This window comes from Escherichia sp. GZ89 (assembly GCF_019366485.1).
In the GTDB taxonomy this organism is placed as follows: domain Bacteria; phylum Pseudomonadota; class Gammaproteobacteria; order Enterobacterales; family Enterobacteriaceae; genus Escherichia; species Escherichia fergusonii.
The window spans coordinates 252,853-267,473 of the sequence record NZ_JAEOHX010000003.1; the positions used below are offsets into that span (position 1 = coordinate 252,853).

General features: G+C 49.7%; 14 protein-coding genes. 9 read left to right on the top strand and 5 right to left on the bottom strand.

Going from position 1 to position 14,621, the window contains the following annotated elements; all coding sequences use genetic code 11:
- Positions 1–67 precede the first annotated feature (67 nt).
- Positions 68–1,420, top strand: coding sequence for a glutathione-disulfide reductase (gorA, locus tag K0335_RS07580; protein ID WP_219393780.1), 1,353 nt, complete (start codon positions 68–70; stop codon positions 1,418–1,420).
- Between the two features lie 53 nt (positions 1,421–1,473).
- Here gorA and dinQ read toward each other — a convergent pair whose 3' ends face one another.
- Positions 1,474–1,557, bottom strand: coding sequence for a damage-inducible type I toxin DinQ (gene dinQ / locus K0335_RS07585; protein WP_001295215.1), 84 nt, complete (start codon positions 1,555–1,557; stop codon positions 1,474–1,476).
- A 27-nt stretch (positions 1,558–1,584) separates the two neighbouring features.
- Between dinQ and K0335_RS07590 the strand changes: the two genes are divergently transcribed.
- From K0335_RS07590 to arsC, 4 genes are all read left to right on the top strand, one after another.
- A complete protein-coding gene (locus tag K0335_RS07590; protein ID WP_160193743.1) occupies positions 1,585–1,758 on the top strand; it encodes a hypothetical protein in 174 nt (57 codons plus the stop codon).
- 540 nt (positions 1,759–2,298) lie between these two features.
- Entirely contained in the window at positions 2,299–2,652 is a 354-nt protein-coding gene (gene arsR, locus K0335_RS07595) for an As(III)-sensing metalloregulatory transcriptional repressor ArsR (protein WP_000008961.1), read from the top strand.
- A gap of 53 nt (positions 2,653–2,705) precedes the next feature.
- Positions 2,706–3,995: an arsenite/antimonite:H(+) antiporter ArsB gene (gene arsB, locus K0335_RS07600; RefSeq protein WP_104920189.1), complete on the top strand. Its 1,290-nt coding sequence runs from the start codon at positions 2,706–2,708 to the stop codon at positions 3,993–3,995.
- A gap of 12 nt (positions 3,996–4,007) precedes the next feature.
- Entirely contained in the window at positions 4,008–4,433 is a 426-nt protein-coding gene (gene arsC, locus K0335_RS07605) for a glutaredoxin-dependent arsenate reductase (protein WP_104920190.1), read from the top strand.
- A gap of 20 nt (positions 4,434–4,453) precedes the next feature.
- On the opposite strand, the gene K0335_RS07610 is transcribed toward arsC, so the two are convergent.
- Positions 4,454–4,774: a helix-turn-helix transcriptional regulator gene (locus K0335_RS07610; RefSeq protein ID WP_001175590.1), complete on the bottom strand. Its 321-nt coding sequence runs from the start codon at positions 4,772–4,774 to the stop codon at positions 4,454–4,456.
- Positions 4,775–4,881: 107 nt separating this feature from the next.
- Between K0335_RS07610 and K0335_RS07615 the strand changes: the two genes are divergently transcribed.
- Together K0335_RS07615 and K0335_RS07620 are read left to right on the top strand one after the other, a co-directional pair.
- Complete coding sequence (locus tag K0335_RS07615; protein WP_141095965.1) at positions 4,882–5,895, top strand: permease; 1,014 nt, start codon at positions 4,882–4,884, stop codon at positions 5,893–5,895.
- Between the two features lie 242 nt (positions 5,896–6,137).
- A complete protein-coding gene (locus K0335_RS07620; RefSeq protein ID WP_000934198.1) occupies positions 6,138–7,787 on the top strand; it encodes an alpha,alpha-trehalase in 1,650 nt (549 codons plus the stop codon).
- 32 nt (positions 7,788–7,819) lie between these two features.
- Here the strand turns inward: K0335_RS07620 and K0335_RS07625 are convergent, their stop codons facing one another.
- Complete coding sequence (locus K0335_RS07625) at positions 7,820–8,422, bottom strand: response regulator transcription factor (protein ID WP_001167682.1); 603 nt, start codon at positions 8,420–8,422, stop codon at positions 7,820–7,822.
- Positions 8,423–8,982: 560 nt separating this feature from the next.
- Here K0335_RS07625 and yhjD point away from each other — a divergent pair.
- Both yhjD and K0335_RS07635 read left to right on the top strand, forming a co-directional pair.
- The gene (yhjD, locus tag K0335_RS07630; RefSeq protein WP_000191226.1) at positions 8,983–10,011 is read left to right on the top strand and encodes an inner membrane protein YhjD; all 1,029 of its coding nucleotides are present in this window, start codon (positions 8,983–8,985) and stop codon (positions 10,009–10,011) included.
- Between the two features lie 273 nt (positions 10,012–10,284).
- Positions 10,285–11,607: an MFS transporter gene (locus tag K0335_RS07635; protein ID WP_001149028.1), complete on the top strand. Its 1,323-nt coding sequence runs from the start codon at positions 10,285–10,287 to the stop codon at positions 11,605–11,607.
- Between the two features lie 40 nt (positions 11,608–11,647).
- Here K0335_RS07635 and K0335_RS07640 read toward each other — a convergent pair whose 3' ends face one another.
- Both K0335_RS07640 and pdeH read right to left on the bottom strand, forming a co-directional pair.
- The gene (locus K0335_RS07640) at positions 11,648–13,708 is read right to left on the bottom strand and encodes an AsmA family protein (RefSeq protein ID WP_160193745.1); all 2,061 of its coding nucleotides are present in this window, start codon (positions 13,706–13,708) and stop codon (positions 11,648–11,650) included.
- 66 nt (positions 13,709–13,774) lie between these two features.
- Positions 13,775–14,542, bottom strand: coding sequence for a cyclic-guanylate-specific phosphodiesterase (pdeH, locus tag K0335_RS07645; RefSeq protein WP_000977657.1), 768 nt, complete (start codon positions 14,540–14,542; stop codon positions 13,775–13,777).
- Between the last annotated feature and the right edge of the window lie 79 nt (positions 14,543–14,621).

A 14,621-nucleotide genomic window follows, 5' to 3' on the forward strand; every position in this document is an offset into this window, starting at 1 on the left:
AGCCATCGCTGGCACCTATTACGTCTCGCGCTACAATCGCGGTAATCAACGATAAGGACAATATGTCATGACTAAACACTATGATTACATCGCCATCGGCGGCGGCAGCGGCGGTATCGCCTCCATCAACCGCGCGGCTATGTACGGTCAGAAATGCGCGCTGATTGAAGTCAAAGAACTGGGCGGCACCTGCGTGAATGTTGGCTGCGTGCCGAAAAAAGTGATGTGGCACGCGGCGCAAATCCGTGAAGCGATCCACATGTACGGCCCGGATTATGGCTTCGATACCACCATCAATAAGTTCAACTGGGAAACGTTGATCGCCAGCCGTACCGCCTATATCGACCGTATTCATACCTCCTATGAAAACGTGCTCGGTAAAAATAACGTTGATGTAATCAAAGGCTTTGCCCGCTTCGTTGATGCCAAAACCATTGAAGTAAACGGCGAAACCATCACGGCCGATCATATCCTGATCGCCACCGGTGGTCGTCCGAGCCACCCGGATATTCCGGGCGTGGAATACGGTATTGATTCTGATGGTTTCTTCGCCCTTCCTGCTTTGCCAGAGCGCGTGGCGGTTGTTGGCGCGGGTTACATCGCCGTTGAACTGGCGGGCGTGATTAACGGCCTCGGCGCAAAGACGCATCTGTTTGTTCGTAAACATGCGCCGCTGCGCAGCTTCGACCCGATGATCTCTGAAACGCTGGTCGAAGTGATGAACAGCGAAGGCCCGCAGTTGCACACCAACGCCATCCCGAAAGCGGTAGTGAAAAATGCCGACGGCAGCCTGACGCTGGAGCTGGAAGATGGTCGCAGTGAAACGGTGGATTGCCTGATTTGGGCGATTGGTCGCGAGCCTGCCAATGACAACATTAACCTCGAAGCCGCTGGCGTAAAAACCAACGAAAAAGGTTATATCGTCGTCGATAAATATCAAAATACCAGCGTTAAAGGTATTTACGCGGTGGGCGATAACACGGGCGCAGTGGAACTGACACCGGTGGCTGTTGCAGCGGGTCGCCGTCTCTCTGAACGCCTGTTTAATAACAAGCCGGATGAGCATCTGGATTACAGCAACATTCCGACCGTGGTCTTCAGCCATCCGCCGATTGGGACTGTTGGTTTAACGGAACCGCAGGTGCGCGAGCAATACGGCGACGATCAGGTGAAAGTGTATAAATCCTCTTTCACCGCGATGTATACCGCCGTCACCACTCACCGCCAGCCGTGCCGCATGAAGCTGGTGTGCGTTGGACCAGAAGAGAAGATTGTCGGTATTCACGGCATTGGTTTTGGTATGGACGAAATATTGCAGGGCTTCGCGGTGGCGCTGAAGATGGGTGCAACCAAAAAAGACTTCGACAACACGGTTGCCATTCACCCGACAGCGGCAGAAGAGTTCGTGACAATGCGTTAAATGTTAAAGGGCTAAGAGTAGTGTGCTCTTAGCCCTTAATTACGTTTCCGCTATCAGTTCAGAAGCTGAAGCAGAAAGCGGATCAGTTCCAGCAGCGCAATTAACGCCCCAAGAACGATGATTGCTTTATCAATCACCCGTTTTCTCCATGCGATGGAGTGAGAATGCATCCGCTTACTCGTCCACTGCCTGTCACGGCGCATGCCTCATTGTTAGATGACGACTATCTCACTCCGGCCAGAGCATCAGTTAACGGCACCACCCGTACCACTGATCAGGACTTTGAAAGCGTTTATGCGCATTGCCAGAGTGAAAATGCCTCAGAGCCAACTGGATAATCATACAGTACTTGCGGGTTATAAAACCAGCATGTCCTTGCAATAGTTTCAGTATGGTATTAGCATTGATGTGTTAGATGATGGCTATCTCACTCCAGCCAGAGCCACCAACTCTGGGCTGAAGAGTAAAAAAACCGACGCGAAGTCGGTTTTTTTACATCCGGATTCAGACAAGGCTTGGTACGGCAGCGACCCGATGAAAGTATATCAATCCTCTTTCACCACCATGTATAGCAAACTGTCCCTTCGCCAGCTGAAGAAATCGCTAACGCTTGCAATGTTAGCCACTGGCTAATAGTATTGAACCGTTAGATGTGGGCATTCTCACTCCAGCCAGAGCCACCAACTCTGGCTGAAGAGTAAAAAACCGACGCAAAGTCGGTTTTTTTACATCCTGATTCAGACTTCCTTTCAAATGAACACCCAACGCTTAATTCACACCTATACCTTTCTCTACACTTACATATTCGTTAAAACATATATGTTTTTGACTTATCCGCTTCGAAGAGAGACACTAAGTGCAACAATCAGGAGCGCAATATGTCATTTCTGTTACCCATCCAACTCTTCAAAATTCTTGCCGATGAAACCCGTCTGGGCATCGTTTTACTGCTCAGCGAGCTGGGAGAGTTATGCGTCTGCGATCTCTGCACTGCCCTCGATCAGTCGCAACCCAAGATCTCCCGCCATCTGGCATTATTGCGTGAAAGTGGACTATTGCTGGACCGCAAGCAAGGAAAGTGGGTTCATTACCGTTTATCGCCGCATATTCCAGCATGGGCGGCGAAAATTATTGAGCAGGCCTGGCGATGCGAACAGGAAAAGGTTCAGGTGATTGTCCGTAACCTCGCCAGACAAAATTGTTCCGCAGACAGTAAGAATATTTGTAGTTAAAAAATTTATCTAAACACATATGAATATTCGAATGTGTTTTTCCGGGAGGCATGATGTTACTGGCGGGCGCTATCTTTGTCCTGACCATCGTATTGGTTATCTGGCAGCCGAAAGGTTTAGGCATCGGCTGGAGTGCGACACTGGGCGCCGTACTGGCGTTAGTTACTGGCGTGGTCCATCCGGGCGATATTCCGGTGGTGTGGAATATCGTCTGGAACGCGACGGCTGCGTTTATTGCCGTCATTATCATCAGCCTGCTGCTGGATGAGTCCGGCTTTTTTGAATGGGCGGCGCTGCACGTCTCACGCTGGGGCAATGGGCGCGGTCGCTTGCTGTTTACCTGGATTGTCCTGCTCGGTGCTACCGTTGCGGCCCTGTTTGCCAATGATGGCGCGGCGCTTATTTTGACGCCGATTGTCATCGCCATGCTGCTGGCTTTAGGGTTCAGCAAAGGCACTACGCTGGCGTTTGTTATGGCGGCCGGATTCATTGCCGATACCGCCAGCCTGCCGCTTATTGTCTCCAATCTGGTGAATATCGTTTCGGCAGATTTCTTTAGCCTCGGCTTTCGCGAATACGCCTCGGTGATGGTGCCGGTGGATATCGCTGCAATACTGGCTACCCTGGTGATGTTGCATCTCTATTTCCGCAAAGATATTCCGCAGAACTACGACATGGCGCTGCTAAAATCTCCCGCAGATGCGATTAAAGATCCTGCGACGTTCAAAACTGGCTGGGTTGTTTTACTGCTTCTGCTGGTGGGATTTTTCGTCCTGGAACCGCTCGGCATTCCTGTAAGCGCCATTGCGGCAGTGGGCGCGCTGATATTATTTGCCGTCGCTAAACGCGGTCATGCGATTAATACGGGTAAAGTGCTGCGCGGTGCCCCCTGGCAGATTGTCATCTTCTCGCTCGGCATGTATCTGGTGGTTTACGGCCTGCGCAATGCCGGACTAACGGAATATCTTTCTGGCGTACTCAACGTGCTGGCGGATAACGGCCTGTGGGCCGCGACGCTCGGCACCGGATTCCTCACCGCCTTCCTCTCTTCTATTATGAACAATATGCCGACGGTACTGGTTGGCGCGTTGTCCATTGATGGCAGCACGGCGTCTGGTGTCATCAAAGAGGCGATGGTTTATGCCAACGTGATTGGCTGCGATTTGGGGCCGAAAATTACACCGATTGGTAGCCTGGCAACGCTGCTCTGGCTGCACGTACTTTCGCAGAAGAATATGACTATCAGCTGGGGATATTACTTCCGTACAGGGATTATCATGACCCTGCCGGTGCTGTTTGTGACGCTCGCCGCGCTGGCGCTTCGTCTCTCTTTCACATCGTAATGAGATACTGATATGAGCAACATTACTATTTATCACAACCCGGCCTGCGGCACGTCGCGTAATACGCTGGAGATGATTCGCAACAGCGGTACAGAACCGACCATTATCTATTATCTGGAAACTCAACCCACACGCGATGAACTGATCAAGCTCATTGCCGATATGGGGATTTCCGTTCGTGCGCTGTTGCGTAAAAACGTTGAGCCGTATGAGGAACTGGGCCTTGCAGAAGATAAATTTACTGACGATCAGTTAATCGACTTTATGCTTCAGCACCCGATTCTGATTAATCGCCCGATTGTGGTGACGCCGCTGGGAACTCGCCTGTGCCGCCCTTCAGAAGTGGTGCTGGAAATTCTGCCAGATGCGCAACAAGGCGCGTTCACCAAGGAAGATGGCGAGAAAGTGGTTGATGAAGCGGGTAAACGGTTGAAATAACTAAAGGGGGATATGCCCCCTTATTTGTTCTTCGTGGCTCCTTCGCCATCTGTTTTGCTGTTTACGCAGCACTCCTCACGTAAGAATTCAATTATCGCTTCCAGCATTGCGTATTGCGAAACACACATCAGCGTCCGACTCTCACGGTTTTGTTTGACCAACCCTACCGATACCAGTGCTGAAATATGGTGACTGAGTGTAGAGCCGGGTATCCCAAGCTGCTTTTGCAACTCACCGACCGGCAAACCTTGTTCCCCCGCTTTGACCAGGTGTTTGAATATGAACAAACGGGTCGGGTGACCTAGCTCTTTCAGCGCTTTAGCAACTTCTTCCAACTGCATATGACACCCCCTTTGTCTGGTTGATATTTCGATAATACCAGAAATATCTTGATCTGAATTTCATTTCGATTATTCTGGAAATATAGATTTATTCAATGAGGTTACGTATGAGTAGTTGGCTTGCGATGCTGCAAGATGCCGCAGAGATGTTTGTGTTTCTCACCGTCGAGCTTTCTTTGCTGTTTATAGTGATTAGTGCCGGTGTCAGCCTGATAAGACAAAAGGTGCCAGACCATAAAATCCAGCAGATGATGGGGGCCAGAAAAGGGAGAGGCTATCTCCTGGCTGCTCTGTTGGGAGCCGTTACCCCGTTCTGTAGTTGCTCGACAATACCCATGCTACGTGGATTGTTGTCAGCGAAAGCCGGGTTTGGTCCGACTCTCACTTTTTTATTTGTTTCACCGTTACTTAATCCCATTATCGTCGGGTTAATGTGGGTGACCTTTGGTTGGAAAGTTACCTTGTTGTACGCAATTATCGCCGCCAGCATCTCCGTACTTGCCAGTATTATCCTGGATTCTCTGAGATTTGAACGTCATATCATTGCCAGTAAAAGCTCATCAGCAAATTGTTGCTCTCCAGCCAAAACTTCGCCGGGGACGACATTTACGCCGATAACAGCGAGTTGCTGTAGTGCTACAACGAAGCCAATAATTAAATTACAAACAGAACGAAACGAGCAGAAAATATCGGCATGCTGTTCATCTACAAATTCTCCAATAAAAGTAGCAATAAAAGATGCATTGCAGCAGTTTAAAGACGTACTGCCATATCTTTTGTTGGGCGTATTAATAGGTTCATTTATTTACGGTTTTATCCCTTCTGTGTGGATTGCCGCTCATGCAGGGGCAGATAATCCCTTCGCCATCCCATTGAGCGCCGTTGTCGGTATTCCGCTGTATATCCGGGCTGAGGCAGTTATCCCTCTGGCATCTGTTTTGATGACAAAAGGAATGGATCTGGGGGCATTAATGGCATTAATCATCGGCAGTGCCGGAGCAAGTTTGACAGAAGTGATATTACTTAAATCTATGTTCAGAATGCCGATGATAGCTGCATTCCTGACGGTTATATTAGGTATGGCTATTCTTATGGGATATTTGACTCAAGCCCTGTTTTAAAACTGAAAAATTTTGCCAACGGCGTATCATTCTTTGGGCGGCATAAGGATTGAATTTTCTGAAAATAAATAATAGCGAGAGAATATTTTTTCATTAATGTCTATTTATATTAATGGGTTATATTTTTTACTCTGTCAGGAAACGTGATCCACCGCACGCTTTGTCCCCCCACCATCGGAGCGAATGACTACCCTTAAAGGAAAACCCGATTTTAAGTGATCAATTTCGGAGGTCGGATCCTTATGCTCAATCAGAAAATCCAAAATCCTAATCCAGACGAACTGATGATCGAGATCGATCTCTGCTATGAACTGGATCCGTATGAGTTAAAACTGGATGAGATGATAGAAGCAGAACCGGAGCCAGAGATGATTGAGGGGCTTCCTGCCTCCGATGCTCTGACACCTGCCGACCGTTATCTCGAACTGTTTGAGCACGTGCAGTCGGCGAAAATTTTTCCCGACAGCAAAACGTTTCCTGACTGCGCACCGAAAATGGACCCGCTCGATATTTTAATTCGCTATCGCAAAGTCCGTCGTCACCGGGATTTCGATTTACGCCAGTTTGTGGAAAATCACTTCTGGCTACCGGAAGTCTATTCCAGCGAGTATGTCTCAAACCCGGAGAATTCTCTGAAAGAGCACATTGACCAGCTCTGGCCTGTACTCACCCGCGAACCACAGGATCATATTCCCTGGTCATCACTGTTGGCGCTACCGCAATCCTATATCGTTCCCGGCGGACGATTTAGCGAAACGTACTACTGGGATTCCTACTTCACCATGCTGGGGCTGGCGGAAAGTGGCCGCGAAGATTTGCTGAAATGCATGGCTGATAACTTTGCCTGGATGATCGAAAACTATGGTCATATCCCTAATGGCAACCGTACCTACTATTTAAGCCGCTCGCAGCCACCCGTTTTTGCTTTGATGGTGGAACTGTTTGAAGAAGATGGCGTACGCGGCGCACGCCGTTACCTGGACCATCTGAAAATGGAATATGCCTTTTGGATGGATGGCGCAGAGTCACTTATCCCTAATCAAGCCTATCGTCATGTGGTAAGAATGCCTGACGGCTCGCTGCTCAATCGTTACTGGGATGACCGCGATACCCCACGCGATGAGTCGTGGCTGGAGGATGTGGAAACGGCAAAACATTCTGGTCGCCCTCCTAATGAGGTGTATCGTGATTTGCGTGCAGGCGCAGCTTCCGGCTGGGATTACTCCTCCCGTTGGCTACGTGATGCCGGACGGCTGGCAAGTATTCGCACAACACAGTTTATTCCCATCGATCTCAACGCGTTTCTGTTCAAACTGGAGAGTGCCATCGCCAATATCTCAGCGCTAAAAGGCGATAAGGAGACGGAAACACTGTTTCGCCAGAAAGCCAACGCCCGCCGCGATGCGGTAAACCGTTATCTCTGGGATGATGAAAATGGTATTTACCGTGATTACGACTGGCGACGCGAGCAGTTAGCTCTGTTTTCTGCCGCTGCAATTGTGCCGCTGTATGTTGGTATGGCGAGCCATGAACAGGCAGATCGGTTGGGCGATGCTGTCCGCAACCGTCTTTTAACACCAGGCGGCATATTAGCGACAGAGTATGAAACAGGCGAACAGTGGGATAAACCCAACGGCTGGGCACCGCTGCAATGGATGGCGATTCAGGGCTTTAAAATGTATGGTGATGACCATCTTGGCGATGAAATTGCCCATAGCTGGTTACAAACTGTAAACCTGTTTTATCAACAGCATCATAAGCTTATCGAGAAGTATCACATTGCGGGCGGTACACCGCGTGAAGGGGGCGGTGGTGAATATCCATTACAGGATGGTTTTGGCTGGACGAACGGTGTTGTCCGGCGGTTAATCAGCCTCTATGGTGAACCTTAAAGCCAGGCAGTACCCGGCTTTAAGCCCAGGATTCAGGAAAGGTGATTTAACATCATCGCCGCCTGGGTACGATTTTTAACATCCAGCCGTCGGTACAGTGATTCCAGATGGGCTTTCACCGTTCCGGTGCTGATATTTAACGCCCGCCCAATCTCTTTATTGGACTCCCCGGCGGCAAGCATCGTTAATATTTCACGCTGCCGGACACTCAGTGTTTTAATATCCCGTGATTCGGTTTCGGGCATACTCAGCCAGTCACCGGGTAAAAACATCATTCCCATCACAACGCTGTTAAGCGCCAACGCAAATGTTTCGGCACCGGAGTCTCGTGGCACGACCGCCAGCACATTGAACTGAGTGAGTTCAGCCAGGCCTTTTTTGCCGCAATCAGAAGCTGTAACTAACACTTTCAGTTGAGGAAATTGTTGCACAGTCTTCTCAAGTAACCAGTAACAAAACTCTATTTCCAGGTCACCATCAAGCATCATCAATGCCTCGGGGTTTTCTGTCAGTTTTTGCCAGAGCTCATCTGCCTGACTGACACCCTGGATACTTATACCTGGAATACGTTGCGATAAACTGATCTTCATTCCATGAATAAATATTGACTGCCTGTCAAACATTACGATTTGCATAACTCTTTCTCCACCGGGATGCGATAAATGTCTTAGAGAGTGGAAGGGTATTACCCGTGAGGTAAAATAAGAATTCGCCATTTGGCGGGGGCCATTCTACAGATAGTCACGCTGGAAAAAAGTAACGGTTATAAATAGTTACATGTCGTGTCGCAGAATTACATGTCAGGGCACAATCGGGCCTTTTAATTAAGGAATTCCTTATTTTTTACCGAAAAAGATAAGCTCTGATTTATATACGGTGACTGCGCCCGCACAAGGTGCGGTTTTCGCTAAATAATTCTGGTTGCAGCAAATGCTCTCGAATTATTTAGAATAGAGATATTATTCATGAAAATTTTGACTGTGTGGTACGTGTTGGTGCGGTGAATGAACCAGAACTGATGATCTCACTGCTCACGCCATGATCCGCTATATCGCGCAACTCTCTCCGCATCACCGCAATCTTTCCCGTCGTGTACATCTTTTTATGGATGTGGCTGGGCAAGTCAATGAAAAACGATGTGGATTGACCAGGCTATACTTTTTGCAAAATGAGCTACAAAAGGAACAACAACCTGATGACGCAGGAAAATGATCTAAAACGTCCGACTCAGGAACTGGAACATAAGCCGATTCACCCCGTGCAGAACGAAGCGCACTACGAAAATGAGGCGAGCAGTAAAGCCGGTGAAACGCTGAAAATATTGACTTCCACGGCAGAAAAAATTCAGCGCCAGCCAACCATCGCACATTTAATCCGTGCTACTGAACGTTTTAACGATCGCCTTGGAAATCAGTTCGGTGCGGCGATCACCTATTTCTCATTTTTATCGATGATCCCCATTTTGATGGTGTCATTTGCAGCGGCAGGTTTTGTCCTCGCTTCTCACCCCATGCTGTTACAGGATATTTTTAATAAAATTCTGCTTAACATCAGTGATCCTGCCCTTGCCGCCACATTGAAAAATACCATTAATACCGCCGTGCAACAGCGTACGACTGTTGGTCTGGTGGGGCTGGCTGTCGCACTTTATTCGGGTATTAACTGGATGGGTAATCTGCGTGAGGCCATCCGTGCGCAGTCACGGGATGTCTGGGAACGTACACCGCAGGACCAGGAGAAGTTTTGGCTGAAGTACCTGCGTGACTTTATCTCATTAATTGGCTTGCTGATTGCTTTAATCGTGACACTGTCCATCACGTCAATCGCCGGTTCTGCGCAGCAATTGATCATTAACACACTGCATCTCAACAGTATTGAGTGGCTGAAACCGACATGGCGCTTAATTGGTCTGGCTATTTCGATTTTTGCCAATTATCTGCTTTTCTTCTGGATTTTCTGGCGCCTTCCACGCCATCGCCCACGTCGCAGAGCGTTGATCCGTGGAACATTTATTGCCGCCATTGGCTTTGAAGTGATCAAAATTGTGATGACTTACACTCTGCCATCGCTGATGAAATCCCCCTCCGGTGCCGCCTTTGGTTCGGTACTCGGTCTGATGGCGTTCTTCTACTTCTTTGCCCGCCTGACACTTTTCTGTGCGGCATGGATTGCTACCGCGCAATATAAAGACGATCCCCGAATGCCAGGCAAAAACCACGCATAATCTATTCATCGGGCTGATTAAAAACGTAAAATTCCAGCCCGATTCATCAAGTCAGAATATAAATCCAGTCCTTAACTTTTATTTAACTAAAAACCAGTTTTATTGACTATATTTTCAATTGTGTGAAGCATTTCATGGAAGTTATTCTGTTCGCGCAAACATTATCCCCTTTTTGTCGGAATTTTGGCCGCTCACGTGTTTTGTTACACATTGAAATATCACTTTTGCTGTGCGTAATATGACCATTCGTTCGTCAAAAAATAAGAAAATATTATGCAAGCAACAGCCACAACACTCGAAAATAACCAGGAATTCACGCCGGTAAACTCGCGTAATAAAGTTCTGGTCGCCTCACTCATCGGTACTGCCATTGAGTTCTTTGACTTCTATATCTATGCCACTGCGGCAGTTATCGTATTTCCGCATATCTTCTTCCCGCAGGGCGATCCAACCGCCGCCACATTACAGTCACTTGCCACTTTTGCCATCGCCTTTGTGGCGCGACCGATAGGCTCAGCAGTGTTTGGTCACTTCGGCGACCGCGTGGGGCGTAAAACTACACTGGTGGCGTCTTTGCTGACGATGGGGATCTCCACGGTGTTAATTGGCCTGCTGCCAGGTTACGCAACCATTGGTATTTTTGCGCCATTATTGCTGGCGCTGGCGCGTTTTGGCCAGGGGCTTGGGCTGGGGGGGGAATGGGGAGGCGCAGCACTTCTGGCGACCGAAAACGCGCCACCGCGTAAGCGTGCACTGTACGGCTCTTTCCCGCAGTTGGGGGCGCCAATTGGCTTCTTCTTTGCTAACGGCACATTCCTGCTGCTTTCGTGGATACTGACCGATGAGCAATTTATGAGCTGGGGATGGCGCGTACCGTTTATCTTCTCCGCCGTGCTGGTCATTATTGGCTTGTATGTTCGCGTTTCACTGCATGAATCACCGGTGTTTGAGAAAGTCGCTAAAGCGAAAAAACAGGTGAAGATCCCGCTGGGTACATTGCTGACTAAACATGTTCGCGTAACCGTACTGGGTACGTTCATTATGCTGGCAACCTACACGTTGTTTTACATCATGACTGTCTACTCAATGACCTTCAGTACCGCAGCGGCGCCTGTTGGCCTTGGTTTACCGCGTAACGAAGTACTGTGGATGTTGATGATGGCGGTTATCGGTTTTGCAGTGATGGTTCCGTTGGCGGGTCTGCTGGCAGATGCTTTTGGTCGCCGTAAAAGTATGGTGGTGATCACTACGCTTATCATTCTGTTTGCCCTGTTTGCCTTTAACCCACTGTTGGGTTCTGGTAATCCAGCATTGGTGTTTGTTTTCCTGCTGCTGGGCTTGAGTTTGATGGGCCTGACCTTTGGTCCGATGGGGGCGCTGCTGCCGGAGCTGTTCCCGACGGAAGTCCGTTATACCGGAGCATCGTTCTCCTATAACGTATCGTCGATTCTCGGGGCGTCTGTTGCGCCGTATATCGCGGCCTGGTTGCAGACTAACTATGGGTTAGGCGCGGTGGGGTTATATCTGGCGGCGATGGCCGGACTGACGTTAATTGCCCTGCTGTTAACGCATGAGACGCGGCACCAGTCGTTGTAGTCGTTTTAACTGCCGGATGTCAGACATCCGGCAACTATCATCACTTCTTCATCTGCGACAAAATTGTCCGGCACTGATTAGCCTCCCCTTCGGAAGGTGAGATCAGTGCCAGCAATGCTGCCGCTGGCGTAACCAGCGTTGCCAGTGCCGCCGCAACGGCACCACGAGCAATCAACGGCCCGGCTTTCACCCCAGCTTGCGGATTTTTAAACGTCCCACGCACATACAGCGGCGAACGCAGCGTGATAATGCGAATCCCTTTACTTTCTGGATCGATAGTTAAATCCAGCTGTTCCGAAGCAAAACTTGCCGTGCCGGTAACATTGATCAACGCATTCTCGGTATCAAAAGCGAAAATCTGCGGACGCGCCACACCGTTGGCAATATCCAGATTCGCCGCCGCGCAGTTCACCCGCACCTCATCGTCACCAAATATCGCACCGACAATGTAGTTACCAACATTCAGCCCGACAATCTCCATCAGGTTGCGGCTCACCAGCCCGTCATTCATCAACAGTTTCAGGTTGCCATTACTGTTGCCTAAAAGCGCCGCCACCGAGTTACCGCTACCGCGTAGTTCCGCGTCACCGTTCATTTCCCCCAGCGTCTTCTGCATCAGTTCCACATCGGGCATCAGTTCTTTCAATTTCAGCCGACGAGCCTGAATATCTGCCCGCCCTTGCATCGGCTTTTTATCGCCTTCCAGATGAATATTCGCCGCAATGCTGCCGCCAGCCATGCCAAATTTCAGCGGTTGCAAGCGCAGGTCAGCATTTTTGAGGATGATATGAGTAGAAAGATCGCTAATCGGCAGGCTACTGCCATGCTCAATGCGCCGCCCTTTGAAACGGACATCGGCATCCATGACGTCCCATTTATCAGTTTCGAAGCGGTCATAAGGCAGCACTTTGCCCGCAGGCTGAACGCTTTTTTCGCCTTTCTTCTGCTCAGCCCGCTTTGATTTTTCTGCACCTTTCCCGGAATCAACGCCAATTAACGGCCCTAAATCTGCCAGCCGCAATTGCCGCGACTCGACATCACCTTCCAGTTTTGGCCGTGGCTTGCCGGTGGTGTAGACCAGAGAACCGTGAATATCGCTATCACCAATGCGCCCGTTAAAGCCCCGATAATCAAAGACCGACGATTTTTCAGTGTCGATTTTCGCTACCAGCCGACCATCCGTTTCAAACGGCGGGGTATCGGGCAGCAGAACGCCCGTCAGTTCATAGAGATTACCCAGCGAATCGCCAGAAAATTTAAGCCGTAAATCGACCCCGCCCATTTTCATTGGATCATTCACGACGCCATCAAAAGCGACGCGAGTATTCCCGGAGCGAAAATCAGCCTGTACCGGAAACGGTGTACCTTCGCCGCGCAGCGCCAGCATACCGCCAATTTTCCCCTTACCCGTGAGTGGTTCGCCGTTATAACGTCCCTGCGCCTTCAGGCCAAAAACGTAATCGCCGACCTTCTCTTTGTCCGCGTTCCCTTTCGAACCGGTAACTTCGCTGAACGGCAGCGGCTTGCCTAACGGATCGACAAAAATTTCCAGATCCGCTTTGCTTACTTTGTCATCAATGGCGATCCGCCCTTGATCGAACAGAATATTATCCAGCCGAAACGACCACGCCGACGACTTTGCATTCGCGTCTTTGTTGTCATCGTTGGCGAGATTAAACGTCCAGTTATTGTTCTTTTCGGAGAGGCGAATCAGGCGCGCGTCGGGCTTTTCGAGTTTGACCCACGGCAGCCAGACCGTTTTAGTCAGCAGCGCCAGCGGTGCCAGTGTTGCCTCTACGCGTGGCAAATGCACCATTGTGACTTCGGGAATATCTGGTGGGTTGCCGAGAATGATGTCTTCCGCGTGTATATGGGGCCACGGCACCCAGCTGCGCCAGCCGGTTTCCTGTTTTTGCCGCTCCCATATCACGCCTAAATCACCCCGAATAGCGAACGGGCGATTCAGTTCAGTAGAGACTTTCTGGTTGATGGTCGGTTTAAGGCGATTCCAGTCAAAGGTCGCAATCAACACAATAGCCACGACGATCAACAACAAGAAAGCCCCTACGATGCTGGCGGTTATTTTGCCTGCTCTTGTCATATTCGCTTCCTCAATTAATTCCTTGCCAGTCCTAAAGATAGACCAGCCAGGCATAAAATGAGGCAGCTACAGCGACAGGATGGCGTCTTCCAGTGTATCCAGCGGGGCGGGGCGTGAAAGAAAATAACCCTGTGCAGCACAGGCCGGTGAACGCTGAACGTCTTGCCACTCTTCCTGCGTCTCGATACCTTCGACGATCACACCGCGACAGTAGCGATTCATCAGATGCAACAACATGTTAAACAAATTGCGCCCTTCGGTGGTCTGGCGCAGCATGATAAACAGCTCCCGCGCCACTTTGATGTAGTCATAACGTACTTCGCTCAGGGCTGAGAAATTCGCCATTCCTGTACCAAAGTCGTCCAGCCACAATGGGCCAAACTCACAGAGGGATGCCAGCGAGGCCTCTTTCGGCAGACGGATATGTTCAACAAGTTCAAAGCGTAGCCAGGGATGACGCTCCATAAATGCCAGTATTTCTGGATGCTGGCGAAGTGCCAGCAGTGTCGGGCCGTCTACATTCACCGAGGCCAGCAGATCGTTCTTTTGAAAAAACGACGCTTTTTGTTCCAGTGCTTGCAACTGTTCCTTTATGACATCTACGCGGTGACGGACGGCAACTTCTGCAAAATACCGATCCGGGGCAATACGTAAATCTGGATTATCAGGATGTGTGACTACCGTCAGTAGCTCAACAGCCATTAGTCGCCCATGAACATGGTAGATAGGTTGCCAGGTATAAGCGCGTTCACATTGCAGCCAAAAGCGCCGTTCCTGTAAGCTTTCAATGTTTGTATCAGGGATGCTGAGTTTCTGAATAACCTGCTTCATCAAATGTCCCGTGATTAAGTATTTGCGCCTGAACCCAACAATGGTTATCGGCGCGCATGTCCGGAACTTTACTCACCGTTAT